Origin of the sequence: Pseudomonas sp. SLBN-26 (assembly GCF_006715895.1) — a bacterium.
Classification (GTDB): Bacteria; Pseudomonadota; Gammaproteobacteria; order Pseudomonadales; family Pseudomonadaceae; genus Metapseudomonas; species Metapseudomonas otitidis.
Genome location: NZ_VFOB01000001.1, coordinates 6,018,195 through 6,036,076 on the forward strand (window position 1 = coordinate 6,018,195; position 17,882 = coordinate 6,036,076).

At 69.9% G+C, this 17,882-nt stretch carries 17 protein-coding genes and 1 riboswitch; of the genes, 15 read left to right on the forward strand and 2 right to left on the reverse strand.

Going from position 1 to position 17,882, the window contains the following annotated elements; all coding sequences use genetic code 11:
- Positions 1-59 precede the first annotated feature (59 nt).
- From FBY21_RS27970 to FBY21_RS28040, 15 genes are all read left to right on the forward strand, one after another.
- A complete protein-coding gene (locus FBY21_RS27970) occupies positions 60-665 on the forward strand; it encodes an outer membrane protein (RefSeq protein WP_074970048.1) in 606 nt (201 codons plus the stop codon).
- A gap of 53 nt (positions 666-718) precedes the next feature.
- A complete protein-coding gene (locus FBY21_RS27975; protein WP_044412495.1) occupies positions 719-1,396 on the forward strand; it encodes a response regulator in 678 nt (225 codons plus the stop codon).
- A complete protein-coding gene (locus FBY21_RS27980) occupies positions 1,393-2,757 on the forward strand; it encodes an ATP-binding protein (RefSeq protein WP_142015635.1) in 1,365 nt (454 codons plus the stop codon). Before FBY21_RS27975 ends, FBY21_RS27980 begins: the two co-directional genes overlap by 4 nt.
- A gap of 110 nt (positions 2,758-2,867) precedes the next feature.
- Positions 2,868-3,281 carry a VOC family protein gene (locus FBY21_RS27985; protein WP_044412490.1) on the forward strand — a complete coding sequence of 138 codons (414 nt, stop codon included), beginning with the start codon at positions 2,868-2,870 and terminating at the stop codon, positions 3,279-3,281.
- Positions 3,282-3,336: 55 nt separating this feature from the next.
- A riboswitch (cobalamin riboswitch) is annotated at positions 3,337-3,551 on the forward strand.
- Between the two features lie 54 nt (positions 3,552-3,605).
- Positions 3,606-5,477, forward strand: coding sequence for a TonB-dependent vitamin B12 receptor (gene btuB / locus FBY21_RS27990; RefSeq protein ID WP_409563807.1), 1,872 nt, complete (start codon positions 3,606-3,608; stop codon positions 5,475-5,477).
- 11 nt (positions 5,478-5,488) lie between these two features.
- Positions 5,489-6,100 (forward strand): cob(I)yrinic acid a,c-diamide adenosyltransferase, encoded by a 612-nt coding sequence (gene cobO / locus FBY21_RS27995; protein ID WP_142015638.1) that lies wholly within the window; start codon positions 5,489-5,491, stop codon positions 6,098-6,100.
- Entirely contained in the window at positions 6,100-7,389 is a 1,290-nt protein-coding gene (locus FBY21_RS28000) for a cobyrinate a,c-diamide synthase (RefSeq protein WP_142015641.1), read from the forward strand. Before cobO ends, FBY21_RS28000 begins: the two co-directional genes overlap by 1 nt.
- Positions 7,386-8,036 carry a 5,6-dimethylbenzimidazole synthase gene (bluB, locus tag FBY21_RS28005; protein ID WP_107328556.1) on the forward strand — a complete coding sequence of 217 codons (651 nt, stop codon included), beginning with the start codon at positions 7,386-7,388 and terminating at the stop codon, positions 8,034-8,036. The genes FBY21_RS28000 and bluB overlap by 4 nt, the downstream gene beginning before the upstream one ends.
- Positions 8,033-8,941: an adenosylcobinamide-phosphate synthase CbiB gene (gene cbiB / locus FBY21_RS28010; protein ID WP_142015645.1), complete on the forward strand. Its 909-nt coding sequence runs from the start codon at positions 8,033-8,035 to the stop codon at positions 8,939-8,941. The genes bluB and cbiB overlap by 4 nt, the downstream gene beginning before the upstream one ends.
- Positions 8,934-9,926, forward strand: coding sequence for a threonine-phosphate decarboxylase CobD (cobD, locus tag FBY21_RS28015; RefSeq protein ID WP_142015648.1), 993 nt, complete (start codon positions 8,934-8,936; stop codon positions 9,924-9,926). Before cbiB ends, cobD begins: the two co-directional genes overlap by 8 nt.
- Entirely contained in the window at positions 9,923-11,389 is a 1,467-nt protein-coding gene (locus FBY21_RS28020) for a cobyric acid synthase (RefSeq protein ID WP_142015651.1), read from the forward strand. The genes cobD and FBY21_RS28020 overlap by 4 nt, the downstream gene beginning before the upstream one ends.
- Positions 11,382-11,900, forward strand: coding sequence for a bifunctional adenosylcobinamide kinase/adenosylcobinamide-phosphate guanylyltransferase (gene cobU / locus FBY21_RS28025; protein ID WP_069564179.1), 519 nt, complete (start codon positions 11,382-11,384; stop codon positions 11,898-11,900). The genes FBY21_RS28020 and cobU overlap by 8 nt, the downstream gene beginning before the upstream one ends.
- Positions 11,900-12,958 (forward strand): nicotinate-nucleotide--dimethylbenzimidazole phosphoribosyltransferase, encoded by a 1,059-nt coding sequence (gene cobT / locus FBY21_RS28030; RefSeq protein WP_142015656.1) that lies wholly within the window; start codon positions 11,900-11,902, stop codon positions 12,956-12,958. The genes cobU and cobT overlap by 1 nt, the downstream gene beginning before the upstream one ends.
- On the forward strand, positions 12,955-13,500 hold the full coding sequence (gene cobC, locus FBY21_RS28035) for an alpha-ribazole phosphatase family protein (RefSeq protein ID WP_142015660.1): 546 nt from the start codon (positions 12,955-12,957) through the stop codon (positions 13,498-13,500). Before cobT ends, cobC begins: the two co-directional genes overlap by 4 nt.
- Positions 13,497-14,228 carry an adenosylcobinamide-GDP ribazoletransferase gene (locus FBY21_RS28040; protein ID WP_142015664.1) on the forward strand — a complete coding sequence of 244 codons (732 nt, stop codon included), beginning with the start codon at positions 13,497-13,499 and terminating at the stop codon, positions 14,226-14,228. Before cobC ends, FBY21_RS28040 begins: the two co-directional genes overlap by 4 nt.
- A 34-nt stretch (positions 14,229-14,262) precedes the next feature.
- Here the strand turns inward: FBY21_RS28040 and sph are convergent, their stop codons facing one another.
- Complete coding sequence (gene sph / locus FBY21_RS28045; RefSeq protein ID WP_160158629.1) at positions 14,263-15,813, reverse strand: sphingomyelin phosphodiesterase; 1,551 nt, start codon at positions 15,811-15,813, stop codon at positions 14,263-14,265.
- Positions 15,814-16,012: 199 nt separating this feature from the next.
- Positions 16,013-17,833: an acyl-CoA dehydrogenase C-terminal domain-containing protein gene (locus FBY21_RS28050; RefSeq protein WP_142015671.1), complete on the reverse strand. Its 1,821-nt coding sequence runs from the start codon at positions 17,831-17,833 to the stop codon at positions 16,013-16,015.
- Positions 17,834-17,882 lie beyond the last annotated feature (49 nt).

Genomic DNA, 17,882 nt, shown 5'->3' on the forward strand with positions numbered 1-17,882 from the left:
CGCCTGCATCATGGCTCCCGAGTTCGACACCTACATACGTCAACAGGGAGAACCCCCTCATGAAGAAGATCCTCACCCCCCTCGCGCTGGCCACCACCCTGGGCTTCACCGCACTGTCCGCCCAGGCCGCCGAGCCGTTCGTGGGCCTGACCTGGGGCCAGACCAACAACAACATCCAGAACTCCTCGGCGCTGAACGCCAACATGGACCACCCGAGCCTGGACAAGGTCATCCACAAGACCGGTACCTGGGGCATCCGCGCCGGTCAGGCCGATGACAAGGGCCGCTACTACGCGACCTACGAGAACTTCTCCGACACCCACAGCGGCAACAAGCTTCGCCAGCAGAACCTGCTCGGCAGCTACGACCTGTTCCTCCCCCTGGGTGACAACAACACCAAGCTGTTCGGCGGTGCCACCCTGGGCCTGGTCAAGCTCGAGCAGGACGGTTCCGGTCTGCGTCGCGACAGCGACATCGGCTACGCCGCCGGCCTGCAGGCCGGTATCCTCCAGGAGCTGAACAAGAACACCTCCATCGAGGCCGGCTATCGTTACCTGCGCACCAACGCCAGCACCGAAGTCGCGCCCCACGGCGGTCCCAAGCTGGGCTCCCTGGACCTGCACAGCAGCTCCCAGGCCTACGTTGGTGCCACCTACAAGTTCTGACCCGCTGCACCCACGGGCCGGGCACCTGCCCGGCCCTCTTCATGGAGACGCTGATGAAACTGCTGGTCGTGGAAGATGAGGCGCTGCTGCGCCACCACCTCTACACCCGCCTGGGCGAGCAGGGCCACGTGGTGGACGCTGTCGCCGATGCCGAGGAGGCGCTGTACCGCGCCGAGGAGTATCACCACGACCTGGCCGTGGTGGACCTGGGCCTGCCCGGCATGAGCGGGCTCGACCTGATCCGCCAGCTGCGCAGCCGCGACAAGACCTTCCCCATCCTCATCCTCACCGCCCGCGGCAACTGGCAGGACAAGGTGGAAGGCCTGGCCGCCGGCGCCGACGACTACGTGGTCAAGCCGTTCCAGTTCGAAGAGCTGGAGGCCCGCCTCAATGCGCTGCTGCGGCGCTCGTCCGGCTTCGTCCAGTCCACCATCGAGGCCGGGCCGCTGGTGCTCGACCTGAACCGCAAGCAGGCGATGATGAACGGCGAGTCCCTCGGGCTCACCGCCTTCGAATACCGCATCCTCGAATACCTCATGCGCCACCACCAGCAGGTGGTCGCCAAGGAGCGGCTGATGGAGCAACTCTACCCGGACGACGACGAGCGCGACCCCAACGTCATCGAAGTGCTGGTCGGCCGGCTGCGGCGCAAGCTCGAAGGTGACAACGGCTTCCGCCCCATCGACACGGTGCGCGGCCAGGGCTACCTGTTCACCGAGCGCTGCCGATGAGGCGACACCCCCTGGCGGGGTTCTCCCTGCGCCTGCGCTTGATGCTCGGCGCCGCCGGCCTGGCGGTGCTGTTCATGCTGGCGCTGCTGCCGGTGCTCAGCAAAGCCTTCGACACCGCCATGGAGCAGGCCATCGAGAAGCGCCTCGCGGCCGATGCCAGCGCACTGATCGCCGCCGCCCGCATCGTCGACGGCAAGCTCGACATGCCGGACAAGCTCCCCGACGAGGAATTCGACAACCTCGACGCCCACCAGCTCGGCTTCATCTACGACAGCGACGGCCGCCTGATCTGGCAGTCGCGCTCCTCTCAGGACGAGAGCGTCCACTACATGCCGCGCTACGACGGACGTGGCCACGAGTTCACCCAGATCCACGACGACCGCGGTCGGCGCTTCTTCGTCTACGACGTCGAGATCGACCTGCTGCGCGACCAGGCCGCTGCCTTCAGCATCGTCACCATGCAACCGATGAGCGACTACCAGGTGATGCACGACGGCTTCCTCCAACAGCTCTACTTCTGGCTCGGCACGGCCCTGCTGGTGCTGCTGGTGATGCTCTGGTTCGGCCTCACCTGGGGCTTTCGCAGCCTGCGCCGCCTCAGCGAGGAGCTGGACCAGGTGGAGTCCGGCACCCGCGATGCCCTGAGCGATGCCCACCCCCGCGAGCTGCTGCGCCTGACCAAGTCCCTCAACCGCCTGCTGGACAGCGAACGCCGCCAGCGCGAGCGGTACCGCCATTCCCTCGACGACCTGGCCCACAGCCTCAAGACGCCGCTTTCGGTGCTGCAGGGCGTCAGCGAGACCATCGCCACCCGCCCCGGCGACACCGAACCGGCGCGGGTGTTGCGCAACCAGATCGAACGCATGAGCCAGCAGATCGGCTACCAGCTGCAACGGGCCACCCTGCGCAAGAGCGGCCTGGTGCGCCACCGGGTGCAGCTCGCCCCGCTGCTGGACACCCTCTGCGACGCCCTCGACAAGGTCTACCGCGACAAGCGGGTCAGGGTCCTGCGGGACTTCGACCCGAACCTGCAGGTACCCGTGGAGCAGGGCGCCCTGCTGGAGATGCTCGGCAACCTGCTGGAGAACGCCTACCGGCTGTGCCTCGGCACCGTGCGGGTCAGCGCCCGAGAGCACGAGGCCAGTTGCGAGCTGGTGGTGGAGGACGACGGCCCCGGCGTACCGCCGGACCAGCGCGCGCGCATCCTCCAGCGCGGCGAGCGGGCCGACGCCCAGCACCCGGGGCAGGGTATCGGCACCGCCGTGGTGCTGGACATCGTCGAGAGCTTCGAGGGCGAACTGGCCCTGGGCGACTCGCCCCTCGGCGGCGCCGAGTTCCGCATCCGCCTGCCCCGGAACTGAGCGGCACGCCGACGCCGTTCGCCGGACGGTCATCGACAATCCGGCGGATCGGCGGAGCATGAGGGGGACGCCACGGAGCGTGGCGGAACCCCACAGGGAGGAACCCCCTCATGCGCATCAATGCCTACCTGATCTTCCCCGGCACCTGCCGGGAGGCCTTCACCTTCTACGCCGATGTACTCGGTGGCGAACTCCGGATGATGACCTTCGGCGAAACCCCGGCCGCTGCCCACGTACCCACTGATTGCCACGGGCACATCATCCACGCCTGCCTGACCCGCGACGGCCAGTCGCTGATGGCCTCCGACAGCCTGCCCGAGCAGCCCCACGCCGGCATTCGCGGCTGCTCGGTGTCGCTCAACGTCGACAGCATTGCCGAGGCCGAGCGGGTGTTCAGCGGGCTCAGTGCCGGCGGCACCGTGCAGATGCCCCTGGAGCCCACCTTCTGGGCCGTTCGCTTCGGCATGTTCGAAGACCGTTTCGGCGTGCCCTGGATGGTCAACTGCGAGAAGGACGGCGCCTGAACCCTCCCGTCCGGCGCGGCGCGGGCTCGATTGACCCTGTCCCGCCGCGCCACTAAGCTGCGCGCCTGCACCAGGTGCCCCACGGCTTTTGGCCGGTGGGGTGAAACAGGGAAGCCGGTCCATTCCATCAAGAATCCGGCGCTGCCCCCGCAACGGTAGGCGAGTCAACCACCGCATCCAGCCACTGTGCCCACGCATGGGAAGGCGCGGTCGGGGAACCCCAGGTTCCGCTCGCAAGCCCGGAGACCGGCCCGGTGCGAGCGAGCATGGCCAAGCCATGCATCCATCCCTGGAGTCGCGCGGGTGGCGCGACGGAGACCCCACATGCAGTCCCCCGTATCCCGGGCATCCGCCACATGGATGCTGCTCGGCCTCGGTGCCGTTCTGCCGGCCCATGGCGAGCCCCTCGAACTGGCGCCCCAGAGCGTCACCGCCACGCGCACTTCGCAGCCAGTGCGCGCCAGCCTGGCCGCCACCACCGTCATCGACCGCGACGCCATCGAGCGCAGCCAGGCCCACTCGTTGCCCGAGCTGCTGCGCCAGGTGCCCGGCGTCACCCTCAGCAACAACGGCGGCCCCGGCAAGAACACCACGCTGTTCATGCGCGGTACCGAATCCGACCATGTCCTGGTGCTGGTCGATGGCGTCAAGGTTGGCTCCGTTAGCGCGGGCCTCACAGCCTTTCAGGACCTGCCGGTGGAGCTGATCGAGCGTATCGAAGTGGTCCGTGGGCCACGCTCCAGCCTCTACGGCTCCGAGGCCATCGGCGGGGTGATCCAGATCTTCACCCGCAAGGGGCATGGCGACGGCGCGACCAAGCCCTGGTTCTCCGCCGGCTACGGCACTCACGACAGCTATCAGGGCAGCGCTGGAGTGGCCGGTGGTGACGAGGAGGCCTGGTACAGCTTGGGTTTCAGCAGTCAGGACTCCGACGGCATCAATGCCAAGAAGCCTGATCGGTTTGATTCGTCGATCTATGAGCCGGACAGTGATGGTTACCGGAATATCTCTGGGCACTTCCGAGCGGGCTACACGTTCGACAGTGGCCTGGAGTTGGACGGCTCTGTACTGCGGACCAGGGGACACAATGACTATGACGGAATCTATGACGATTGGGATTCCGGTAGCAGGGTGGGTTTTCACTCCAATGCGGATGTGAACCAGACGGTGCTGGGCGCGCGCGCGCGGTACTCACCGTTGGATCCCTGGACCTTAACGTTGCAGGTAGGCAGAAGCGACGACAAGACAAGTGATTATCGGGATGGTGTGTTCGATACCCGAATTGATACCCGCCGTGACAGCGCGGCGTGGCTGAACGATATCTCCCTTGCAGATGGCCATACTTTGACGGTTGGAGTTGACTGGCAACATGAGCAGGTCAGCAGCAATAAGGAGTTTGGTGGGGATTCTCGCCTGAATAAGGGGTGGTTCGCTCAGTACATAGGCGAACATGAGCAGCAGGACTGGCAGCTCTCGCTGCGCCGCGACGACAACGAGCAGTTCGGTACCCACGACACCGGCAGCGCAGCTTGGGGCTACGCGTTCACCGATGAATTGCGCTTCAGCCTGAGCTACGGCACTGCCTTCAAGGCCCCCAGCTTCAATGAGCTCTACTACCCCCAATATGGAAACCCCGAGCTGGGTGCAGAGACCTCGGAGAGCTTCGAGGTGGGGCTTTCCGGGCAGCACGATTGGGGGCACTGGTCTGCCAATCTGTTTCGCAGCCATGTTGATGACTTGATTGCCTACGACAGCACGATCCTGGGCCCCAACAACATCGGCAAGGCCCGCATCGACGGCCTCGAGCTGGTGCTCGGCAGCCAATGGCTGGGCTGGGACTGGAGCGCCAACGCCACCTTCATCGATGCCGTGAACCGCGACCACGGTAGCAACGCCGGCAACGAACTGCCGCGTCGCCCGCAGCAGAGTTTCAACCTCGACCTCGACCGGCGCATCGGTCGCTTTGGCGTCGGCGCCACGCTGCACGCCGAAGGCCGCAGCTACGACGACCTGGCCAACCGCAATAAGGTGGCCGGCTACGCCACCCTCGACCTGCGCGGCGAATACTGGCTGACCGAGGAATGGCGCTTACAGGCCAAGGTCACCAACCTGCTGGATGCCGACTACGAAACCGCGCTGGACTACAACCAGCCCGGACAGGCAGTGTTCTTCAGCGTCCGCTACCAAGCCCTTTGACAGGAGCCCCCATGACCGAATCCATCGAACGCGATGCCCGCCACAAGGCGCGCATGCAGCGCAAGAAAGCCCTGATCGACGAGAAGATCGCCCAGGCCCAGGACGAGTACGGCCTGCTGCTGGTGCACACCGGCAACGGCAAGGGCAAGAGCAGCTCCGCCTTCGGCATGGTCGCCCGCGCCCTCGGCCACGGCTTCAAGGTGGGCGTGGTGCAGTTCATCAAGGGCGGCATGTCCACCGGCGAGGAAGCCTTCTTCCGCCGCTTCCCCGAAGAGGTGAGCTTCCACGTCATGGGCGAGGGCTACACCTGGGACACCCAGGACCGCCAGCGCGACATCGACAAGGCCCGCGCCGCCTGGGCCGTGGCCCGTGAACTGCTGGACGACCCCGAGGTGGGCCTGGTGGTGCTCGACGAACTGAACATCGCTCTCAAGCACGGCTACCTGGACCTGGAGACCGTGCTCCGCGACATCGAGTCCCGTCCCGAGCACCAGCACGTGGTCGCCACCGGCCGGGGCGCGCCCGAGGCGCTGATCGAGGCGGCGGATACCGTCACCGAGATGAGCCTGGTCAAGCACGCCTTCAAGGCCGGGGTGAAGGCCCAGAAAGGCGTGGAGTTCTGATGACCCGCACCTGCCCCGCGCTGCTCATCGCCGCCCCCGCCTCCGGCCAGGGCAAGACCACCGTCACTGCTGCCCTGGCACGCCTGCACGCCCGCCAGGGCCGGCGCGTGCGGGTGTTCAAGTGCGGGCCGGACTTCCTCGACCCGATGATCCTCGCCCGCGCCTCGGGCCACCCGGTCTACCAGCTGGACCTGTGGATGATCGGCGAGGCCGAGAGCCGGCGCCTGCTGTGGGAAGCGGCGGGGGAGGCGGACCTGATCCTCATCGAGGGCGTCATGGGGCTGTTCGACGGCTCGCCGTCCGCCGCCGACCTGGCGCGGCACTTCGGCGTGCCGGTGCTGGGGGTGATCAACGGCGCCGCCATGGCCCAGACCTTCGGCGCCCTGGCCGTGGGCCTGGCCACCTACCAGCCGGACCTGCCGTTCGCCGGCGTCCTCGGCAACCGCGTCGGCAGCCAGCGCCACAGCGACCTGATCCGCGACAGCCTGCCGGACTGGATCCGCTGGCACGGCGCCCTGCCGCGCAGCGCCGAGGTGGAGCTGCCCAGCCGCCACCTGGGGCTGGTGCAGGCCGAGGAGCTGGCCGACCTGGACGCCCGCCTGGACGCCGCCGCCGACGCCCTGGCCGCCAGCGCCGAAGTGGCGTTGCCGCCCGCCGTGGCCTTCGCCGCGCCGGCAGCCGAACCCCTGGAGCCCTGGCTCGAGGGCGTGCGCATCGGCGTCGCCCGTGACACCTCCTTCGCCTTCCTCTACCAGGGCAACCTCGACCTGCTGCAGCACCTGGGCGCCGAGCTGGTGTTCTTCTCGCCCCTTGCGGACGCCGAGCTGCCGGCGGTGGACAGCCTCTACCTGCCCGGTGGCTACCCGGAGCTGCACCTGCCGCAGCTGGCCGGCAACCCGGCCATGGCCGCCGCCATCCGCGCCCACCACCAGGCCGGCAAGCCGATCCTCGCCGAGTGCGGCGGCATGCTCTACCTGCTGGAAGCGCTCACCGATGCTGCCGGCCAGTCCGCCGAGCTGCTGGGCCTGCTGCCCGGCCGCGCGGTGATGCAGAAGCGCCTGGCCGCCCTGGCCCTGCAGGAAGCTGCCCTGCCGGAAGGCACCCTGCGCGGGCACACCTTCCACCACTCGCTGCTGGAGTCCCCCGAGGCACCGCTGGTGCGCGGCCTGTGTCCCAACGACAAGCCGGTGGCCGAGGCGGTGTACCGCATCGGCCGGCTGACCGCCTCGTACATCCACTTCTACCTGCCGTCCAACCCCCGGGCGGCTGCGGAGCTGCTGCGCCCATGAGCGACCACGCCTACCGCCCCGAGGACCGCGAGGCGATCTACCGGGTCATCGCCGAGCGTCGCGACATGCGCCACTTCGCCAGTGGCGAGGTGGCGCCCGAGCTGCTGGCGCGGCTGCTGGAGGCCGCCCACCAGGCGCCCAGCGTCGGCCTGATGCAGCCCTGGCGTTTCATCCGCATCCGCGACCGGGCGCTGCGCGAGGCCATCCATGGCCTGGTGGAAGCGGAGCGGGTGCGCACCGCCGAGGCCCTGGGCGAGCGTTCCGACGAATTCATGCGGCTGAAGGTGGAGGGCATCCTCGACTGCGCCGAGCTGCTGGTGGCCGGCCTGATGGACGGGCGCGAAGCCCATGTCTTCGGGCGACGCACCCTGCCGGAAATGGATATGGCTTCGCTGGCCTGCGCCATTCAGAATCTCTGGCTCGCCGCCCGCGCCGAAGGGCTGGGCATGGGCTGGGTCTCGCTGTTCGAGCCCCAGGCCCTGGCCGACCTGCTGGGCATGCCGCCCGGCAGCAAGCCCCTGGCGGTGCTCTGCCTGGGCCCGGTGGAAGCTTTCTACCCGGCGCCGATGCTGGCGCTGGAAGGCTGGGCGCAACCGCGCCCGCTGAGTGATCTGCTGTTCGAGAACCATTGGGGACACACGCAATGAGCCTGGGCCTGACCACACTGGTCGCACTGCTGCTGGACGCCCTGTTCGGCGAGCCCCGTCGCGGCCACCCGCTGGTGCTGTTCGGCCGCTGGGCCGAGCGCCTGGAGCGTCGTTTCAACCCGGGCGGACGCGGCTGGCGCAGCCATGGCGTCAGCGCCTGGCTGCTGGCGGTGCTGCCGCCGACGGCGGTGGTCTGGCTGCTGGCCGATATCCCCGGGCTGGGCTGGGTGGTCAGCGTGCTGGCGCTGTATGCCGCCGTCGGCCTGCGCAGCCTCAACGAACACGCCGAGCCGGTGGCCCAGGCGCTGGAGCAGGGCGACCTGGCCCGCGCGCGGGAGCGGGTCGGCTACATGGTCAGCCGCGACACCCGCGAGCTGGACGACAGCGCCGTGGCCCGCGCCGCCACCGAGTCGGTGCTGGAGAACGGCAGCGACGCGGTGTTCGCCGCACTGTTCTGGTTCGCCGTGGCCGGCGCGCCGGGCGTGGTGCTCTACCGCCTGGCCAACACCCTCGACGCCATGTGGGGCTACCGCAACGCGCGCTTCGAACGCTTCGGCTGGGCGGCGGCGCGCATCGATGACGTCCTCAACTACATCCCCGCGCGCCTGGTGGCGCTGACCTACGCCGTGCTCGGCAAGACGGCGCTGGCCCTGCAGTGCTGGCGCCAGCACGCGCCGCTGTGGGACAGCCCCAACGCCGGCCCGGTGATGGCCGCCGGTGCCGGCGCGCTGGGCGTGCAACTGGGCGGGCCGGCGATCTACCACGGCGAGCTGCACGAGCGGCCGCACCTGGGGGAGGGCGAGCCCGCCCGCGCCGCCGACATCCAGCGCGGCATGGACCTGGTGCGCCAGGGCGTGATGCTCTGGGTCGCCGTACTGATCGTCGGAGGGTGGCTCCTTGCTTGAACATGGCGGACGGCTGCGCCTCGCCGCGCAGCGCTATCGCATTCCCGAAGGCGACTGGCTGGACCTCTCCACCGGCATCGCCCCCTACGGCCTGACCCTGCCGCCGATCCCCGCCCAGGCCTGGGCCCGCCTGCCCGAGCGGGACGACGGCCTGGAAGACGCCGCCCGCGACTACTACGGCGCCTGCGGGCTGCTGCCGGTGGCCGGCTCCCAGGCGGCGATCCAGGCCCTGCCGCGCCTGCGCAAGCGCAGCCAGGTGGGCATCATCTCGCCGTGCTACGCCGAACATGCCGCCGCCTGGCGCCGTGAAGGCCACCGCCTCGAAGAGATCAGCGAAGCCGGCGCCCGCCGCGCCGTGGACCGCCTCGACGTGCTGCTGGTGGTCAACCCCAACAACCCCACCGGTCAACGCTTCACCCCGGACCTGCTGCTGGACTGGCACGGCCGCCTGGCCGAGCGCGGTGGCTGGCTGGTGGTGGACGAGGCGTTCATGGACGTCACCCCGGAGCAGAGCCTGGCCACTGCCAGCCACCTGCCGGGGCTGATCGTGCTGCGCTCCTTCGGCAAGTTCTTCGGCCTGGCCGGCCTGCGCCTGGGCTTCGTGCTGGCCGAGGGGCGGCTGCTGGGCGAGCTGGACGAACTGCTCGGCCCCTGGACCGTCAGCGGCCCGGCCCGCGCCCTGGCCCGGGGCCTGCTGGAAGACCGCGCCGGCCAGGCCCGGCAGCGCGAGCGCCTGCAGGCCGACGGGCAGCGCCTGGAGGCCCTGCTGGTCGGCCACGGCCTGGTGCCCACCGGCGGCTGCGCGCTGTTCCAGTGGGTGGCCATGCCCCACGCCAAGGTGCTGCACGAGTACCTGGCGGCGCGGGGCATCCTCACCCGGCTGTTCACCGCACCGCCCAGCCTGCGCTTCGGCCTGCCGCCGGACGAGGCCGGCTGGCGCCGCCTCGACGAGACGCTGGCCGGCTTCAACCAGGAGTTCGCATGACCACCCTCATGGTGCAGGGCACCACCTCCGACGCCGGCAAGAGCACCCTGGTGACCGCGCTGTGCCGCTGGCTCAAGCGCCAGGGCGTGGCGGTGGTGCCGTTCAAGCCGCAGAACATGGCATTGAACAGCGCGGTGACCGCCGACGGCGGCGAGATCGGCCGCGCCCAGGCGGTACAGGCCCAGGCCTGCGGGCTGGCGCCGCACACCGACATGAACCCGGTGCTGCTCAAGCCCAACAGCGACACCGGTGCCCAGGTGATCATCCACGGCCGCGCCGTCACCTCGATGAACGCCGTGGCCTACCACGACTACAAGAAGGTTGCCCTGCAGGCGGTACTGGCCTCCCACCAGCGTCTGCAGGCGGGCTACCAGGTGGTGATGGTGGAGGGCGCCGGCTCCCCGGCGGAGATCAACCTGCGCGCCAACGACATCGCCAACATGGGCTTCGCCGAGGCGGTGGACTGCCCGGTGATCCTCATCGCCGACATCGACCGGGGCGGCGTCTTCGCCCACCTGGTGGGCACCCTGGAACTGCTCTCGGACAGCGAGCAGGCGCGGGTGAAGGGCTTCGTCATCAACCGCTTCCGGGGCGACATCGCCCTGCTGCAACCCGGCCTCGACTGGCTGGAGCAGCGCACCGGCAAGCCGGTGCTGGGGGTGCTGCCGTACCTCACCGACTTCCACCTGGAGGCCGAGGACGCCATCGACCGCCGCCAGGCCGACAAGACCGGCGAGGTGCTGCGGGTGGCGGTGCCGGTGCTGCCGCGCATCAGCAACCACACCGATTTCGACCCCCTGCGCCTGCACCCGCAGGTGCAGCTCACCTTCGTTGCGCCGGGGCAGCCGCTGCCACCGGCGGACCTGGTCATCCTCCCCGGCTCCAAGAGCGTGCGCGCCGACCTGGCGCGGCTGCGCGAGCATGGCTGGGACCGCGCCCTGGCCCGTCACCTGCGCTACGGCGGCAAGGTGCTGGGCATCTGCGGCGGCTACCAGATGCTCGGCCGGCGCATCGCCGATCCCCATGCCCTGGAAGGCCCGGCGGGGGATAGCCAGGGCCTCGGCCTGCTGGAGCTGGACACCGTGCTGGAGCCGGAGAAGCAACTGCGCAACGTGCGCGGCCGCCTGAGCCTGGGCGACGTGCCGGTGAGCGGCTACGAGATCCACGCCGGAGTCAGCCAGGGCCCGGCCCTGGAGCGACCCGTCGCCCAGCTGGAGGATGGCCGCTGCGACGGTGCCCTGAGCCCGGACGGCCAGGTGCTCGGCACCTACCTGCACGGCCTGTTCGAAGGCGCCGAGGCCCGCGAGGCGCTGCTGCGCTGGGCCGGCCTGGAGCAGGTGCAGGCCGTGGACTACCCGGCCCTGCGCGAGCGCGACATCGAGCGCCTGGCCGATCAGGTCGAGCGCCACCTGGACACCGACCTGCTGCGCCGCCTCTGCGGCCTGGAGCCTGCCCATGGCTGAACTGATCCTCGGCGGCGCCCGTTCGGGCAAGAGCCGCCTGGCCGAACGACAGGCGGCCGACTCCGGCCTGGCGGTGGTGTACATCGCCACCAGCCAGCCGCTGGATGGCGAGATGAGCGCCCGCGTCGCCCATCACCGCGCCCGCCGGCCCGACCACTGGGGCCTGGTGGAGGAGCCTGTGGAACTGGCCCGCGTGCTGCGCGAGCACGCCAGTGCCGGCACCTGCCTGCTGGTGGACTGCCTGACCCTCTGGCTCACCAACCTGCTGATGCTGGAGGACGAGGCACGCCTGGCCGCCGAGCGCGATGCGCTGCTGGCCTGCATCGCCGAGCTGCCCGGCCGCGTGCTGCTGGTGAGCAATGAAACCGGCCTGGGGGTGGTGCCCCTGGGTGAACTGACCCGGCGCTACGTGGACGAGGCGGGCTGGCTGCACCAGGCCCTGGCCGAGCGTTGCACCCGCGTGACCTTCACCGTCGCCGGCCTGCCCATGCTGTTGAAGGGAGCTTCCTGATGAACACCGACGCCTGGTGGCTGGCTGCCTGCCAACCCGAAGACGCCTCCGCCCGCGACCTGGCCCTCGCCCGGCAGGACCAGTTGACCAAGCCCCGTGGCGCCCTGGGCCGCCTGGAGGACGTGGCTGTGACCCTGGCGGCCCTGCAGGGCCGCGAGCGCCCGCGCATCGAGAGGCCCTGGTTCACCGTGTTCGCCGGTGACCACGGCGTGGTGGCCGAGGGCGTGTCGGCCTATCCCCAGGCGGTGACCGGCGAGATGCTGCGCAACTTCGTGCGCGGCGGCGCCGCCATCAGCGTGCTGGCCCGCACCCAGGGCGCACCGCTGGAGCTGGTGGACCTGGGCACCGCCGTGCCCATCGAGCCGCTGCCCGGTGTGCTGCACCTGAACCTCGGGCCGGGTACGGCGAACTTCACCCAGGGCCCGGCGATGAGCGAGGCGCAGTGCCACGCCGCCCTGGCGGCCGGTCGCGACAGTGCCGAACGTGCCCGTGCCGAAGGTGCCGACCTGTACCTGGGCGGCGAGATGGGCATCGGCAACACCACCACCGCCAGCGCCTTGGCCGCCGCCCTGACCGGCACCTCCGCCACCACCCTGGCGGGCCCCGGCACCGGCCTGGACGCGGCGGGCGTGCAGCGCAAGGCCCAGGTGATCGACCAGGCCCTGGCGCTGCATCGAACTCACTGCGAAGCCCCGCTGGAAGCCCTGCGGCGCCTGGGCGGCTTCGAGCTGGCGGCCCTGGCGGGCGCCTACCTGGCCTGTGCCCAGCGCGGCATCCCGGTGCTGGTGGACGGCTTCATCTGCAGCGTTGCCGCGCTCTGTGCCGTGCGCCTCAACCCCACATGCCGCCCCTGGTTGCTGTTCGCCCACCGCTCGGCCGAGCCGGGCCACCTGGCGGTGCTGGAGGCGTTGGGCGCCGAGCCGCTGCTGGACCTGGGCCTGCGCCTGGGCGAGGGCAGTGGTGCGGCGGTGGCCTTGCCGCTGCTGCGCCTGGCTTGCGAGCTGCACGGCGGCATGGCCACCTTCGCCGAGGCCGCGGTCTCGGACCGCCCGGCATGAGCCGGGTCATCGACCTGCTGCGCCATGGCGAGACGGAGCGCGGGGGCGGCTTTCGCGGCAGCCTCGACGATGCCCTGACCGCCACCGGCTGGACGCAGATGCGCGCAGCCGTGGAAGGCGCCGGGCCCTGGACGCGGATCGTCAGCTCGCCGCTGCAGCGCTGCGCCGCCTTCGCCCGTGAGCTGGCGGAGCGGCTGGCGCTGCCCCTGGCCTTCGACGAGGACCTGCGCGAGCTGCACTTCGGTGACTGGGAAGGGCGCAGCGCGGCCGAGCTGATGGAAACCGACGCCGACGGGCTCGGTGCCTTCTGGAACGATCCCTATGCCTTCACCCCGCCCAACGGCGAGCCGCTGGAGGCCTTCGAGGTACGGGTGCTGGCGGCCCGCCAGCGGCTGCTGGAGGGCGGCGATGGGCCGGTGCTGGTGGTCAGCCATGGCGGGGTGATCCGCCTGTTGCTGGCGCAGGCCCGGGGCTTGCCTCGGCAGCAACTGATGAGCGTCGAGGTGCCCCACGCCTCGCTGCAACGGATCGTCCTGCCATGACGCCGTTGCTGATCGCCCTGCAGTTCCTCACCCGTCTGCCGGTGCGCCTGCCGGGCATGCCCGAGCCGCAGCAGATCGGTCGCTCGCTGCTGTTCTACCCGCTGGTGGGCGCGCTGCTCGGCCTGTTGCTGCTCGGCCTGGAGTGGCTGTTGGGGGATACCGCGCTGCTGCTCAAGGCGGCGCTGCTGCTGGCCGCCTGGGTGGCCCTGAGCGGTGGCCTGCACCTGGATGGCCTGGCCGATACGGCGGACGCCTGGGTCGGCGGCTACGGCGACCGCGAGCGCACCCTGGCGATCATGAAGGACCCGCGCAGCGGCCCCATCGCAGTGGTGGTGCTGGTGCTGGCGTTGCTGCTGAAGTTCGCTGCGCTGGTGGCGCTGCTGGAGCAGGGCCCCATCGCTGCGCTGCTGCTGGCGCCCTGGCTGGCGCGCGGCCTGCTGCCGCTGCTGTTCATGACCACCCCCTACGTGCGCCCGGGCGGCCTGGGCCAGGCCCTGGCCGAGCACCTGCCGCGCCAGGCGCTGCCCTGGGTGCTGGGCGCCCACGCGCTGCTGGGCCTGGTGTTCGGCTGGGTGGCGCTGGTGTCGCTGGCGGCGGCCCTGGCGGTGTTCGCCGGGTGGCGGCGCGGCCTGATGCGCCGGCTGGGCGGCACCACCGGGGACACCGCCGGGGCGCTGGTGGAGCTGGTGGAAGTGGGGGTGCTGGTGGCGGTGGTGCTGCTGGCCTGAGCACCGGGGCCGCGCGGCCCCGGTGCGACCCGGCTCAGAAACGCAGCTTGCTGCGCCAATCCTCATGGACGGCGGTGGGGGCTACTTCCACACGGAAGCGGCTGCCGTCCTGGGCGTTGCCCCAGAGGAACAGGTGGTCCTTCCAGGCGCCGTCGGGCCAGATCTTCAGGTAGTAGTCGTGGCCGGGCAGGGGGCGTTGCCCGCTGTAGTCGATGAAGGCCACCTGGTCGCCGTCCTTCAGGCACTGCCCCTGGTCGTTGTCGATCTGCACGCGCAGGTGCCGCGAGGGCTTGCCGGCGGCGGGGTAGTAGCCCCATTTGCCGGCGCCGTGTTCGTACCAGGTGAGGAAGTAGCCGGGGTAGGCGCGGGATTCCAGGGTGACGTAGTCGCCGTTGCGTACGCAGAAGCTGGCGAAGTGGTCCCAGGCATTGAGGCTGAAGGTGCTGGCGTCGTCGCGGCCGTTGCCGGTGACGGTGACCCAGTTGGTGGCCTTTGCCCCGGTGCGCAGGGCGTTGCCGTTGTCCAGGCTGCGCAGCACCACGCGGGCGTAGCGGTTGTCGGTGGGCTTGTAGGCCTGCTGCGGCGTGCGCAGCGGGTCGGCGTAGGTGAAGGCGGCCACCGGGTAGTGGTCGGAGTAGTCCTGGTAGTACCAGGTGTTGACGCCGTCGCTGGCGCTCCAGCGCGGGGAGGGGATGTCCAGCGCCTGGTTGTGCCAGTAGGACACCTGGCCGTGGCGGTTGGAGACGAGGATGTAGTCGAGGTACTCCGGCGGGTTGCTCGGCGCCTTGCCGGGGCCGTTGTCCTTGTAGGGGTACTGGTAGCCGGTGACGCCGTTGCGCCGGGTGTCGAAGGTGGCGGAGGCGCCGGCGTAGCTGTCGGGCTCGCGCAGGTCCAGCTGGGCCAGCATGTGCGGGTATTCGTCGCTGCCGCGGATGACGTTGAGGTCGCCGCCGATGAACAGCACTTCGTTGGCGGGGATGTTCTCGCGGTCGATGAAGGCGCGCATTTCCCTGAACTGGCTTTCCCGCACGGCACGGCCTCCATCCGGGCAGGCGCTGTCGGCGGCCTGGGTGTGGGTGGCGATGACGTGGAAGGGGCGCTCGCCGCGCAGCACCTTGACGTAGACGAAGCCCTTGTTGGCCAGCCGGTCGGCGCCACAGGCATCGTGGTAGAGGTATTGCACCCGGCGTGCGATGGGCCAGCGGCTGACGATGGCGACGCCGCCGTCGTCGAGGTTGGCGGCGGGGTTGCCGGTGGTGGCGTCCCAGCCGGCGCTGGAGCGGCCGAGCACGGGCGTCTGGTGCGGGTAGCGGTCCTTCAGGCCGTTCAGCAGGATGTCGGAGGCGGCGTTGTCGAACAGTTCGTTGAAGATGATCAGGTCGCGCTCTTCCAGGTAGTCGGCGCGGGTCATCAGCCGTGCGCGATCCTGGTTGCTCCAGCTGAACTTGAACGGCAGCGGTGTGAGGAAGAAGGCGTTGTGGGTGAGCAGGTTGTAGGCGTCGGGCCGGGGATCGGGGGCGGCCTGGGCCTGGGTGGCGGCGAGGAAGGCGAGCAACGCTCCGGTGATGCGGGCAGATGGGGTCATCGGCATGTCCTTGATGGGGGCTCAGGGCGGCGCGACGCTACCACCCGTTGGCGGACCGGCTAAGGCTTCGTCCGTTTCGTCCGCTGTAAGAAACATCAGCTGTATGACGGCGAGATTTCATGGGGATAGCTGAAGGCCTGGCGTCGTCTGCCCCAGGCCTCCCGCCTGGAGCGCCTGGGGCGATGCCCCACCCGGTGCCTCATTCGAAGACGAAATGCTCCCCCGGCAGGCCCATCACCGAGCCGGTGGGCTTGGTCATGGCGGCGGCGTGGCCCTTGGCGCGGGGCAGCAGGCGGTCGAAGTAGAAGTCGCTGGTGGCCAGCTTGGCGCGGTAGAAGTCCTCGGACTCGCTGCCGCCTTCACGCAGGTGGCGGCGGGCGGCGGCCTCCTGCAGGGCCCAGGCGTAGGCAAGGGCGGCGTAGCCGGCGTACATGAGGAAGTCGTGGCTGGCGGTGCCCACCAGGTCGCGGTCCTTGCGGGCGCGCAGGGCGATGCGCAGGGTCAGGACGTTCCACTGCCCGGCGAGCTTGAGCAGGGTGAGGGCGCGGCCGCGCATGGCGGGCTCCTGCTTGATCAGCTCCACGGCGAAGCGGGCCATCTGCCCGGTGAAGTCGCGCACGGCCTTGCCCTGGGTCATCAGCAGCACCTTGCGGCCGAGCAGGTCGAGGGCCTGGATGCCGGTGGTGCCTTCGTAGAGGGTGGCGATGCGGGCGTCGCGAACGATCTGCTCCATGCCGTGCTCGCGGATGTAGCCGTGGCCGCCGAACACCTGCATGCCGAGGTTGGCGCTCTCCAGGCCCAGTTCGGTGAGGCAGCCCTTGAGGATGGGGGTGAGGAAGCCGAGCTTGTCGTCCCAGTGTTCGTACTTGCCGGTGTCGTTCTGCAGGATGCCTTCGATCATGCGGTCGGCGTACTGGGTGGCGAGGTAGACCAGCGCGCGGCCGCCTTCGGCGATGGCCTTCTGGGTCAGCAGCATGCGCCGCACGTCACCGTGGTGCATCAGCACGTCGGCCACCTCGCCCGGCTCCTTGGTGCCGGAGAGGGCGCGCATGGAGCGGCGTTCGCGGGCGTAGGCGAGGGCGCCCTGGTAGGCCAGTTCGGCAGTGGCGACGCCCTGGATGGCGGTGCCGATGCGGGCGCTGTTCATGAAGGTGAACATGCATTCCAGGCCCTTGTTCGGTGGGCCGATGAGGTAGCCGGTGGCGCCGTCGAAGTTCATCACGCAGGTGGCCGAGGCCTTGATCCCCATCTTCTTCTCCAGCGCGCCGCAGCTGACGCCATTGCGCGGGCCGAGGCCGCCGTCGGCGTCGGGGAGGAACTTGGGCACGATGAACAGGGAGATGCCACGGGTGCCCTTGGGCGCGTCGGGCAGGCGGGCGAGGACGATGTGGATGATGTTCTCGGTGAGGTCGTGGTCCCCGGAGGAGATGAAGATCTTGGTGCCGGTGAGGGCGTAGCTGCCGTCGGCGTTGGCGTCGGCGCGGGTCTTCACCTGGCCCAGGTCGGTGCCGCACTGGGGTTCGGTGAGGCACATGGTGCCGGCCCAGCGGCCTTCGGTGAGCGGGGTGAGGTAGGTGCGTTTCTGTTCCTCGGTGCCGTGCTGCATGAGGGTGTTCATGGCGCCGAGGGAGAGGCCGGGGTACATGGAGAAGGGCCAGTTGGCGGTGCCGAGCATCTCCTGCTTGAGGGCGCCGAGGCTCATGGGCAGGCCCTGGCCGCCGTATTCCACCGGGTGCGAAAGGCCCTGCCAGCCGCCGGCGACGTAGGCGTCGTAGGCCTCCTTGTAGCCCTTGGGCGTGCGCACTTCGCCGTTCTCCAGGTGGCAGCCTTCCTCGTCGCCGCTGTGGTAGAGCGGGGCGATGACTTCCTCGCAGAGCTTCGCGCACTCGCCGAGGATGGCGTCGACCATGTCGGGGGTGGCGTCCTGGCCGTTGGCGAGGCTGCGGTAGTGGGCGGGGAAGTCGAAGACTTCGTTGAGCAGGAAACGGGTGTCGCGCAGGGGCGCCTTGTAGCTGGGCATCGGGACCTCGGCAGGCAGGTGGCAGTCGCGCCGAGTTATACGGCGCACC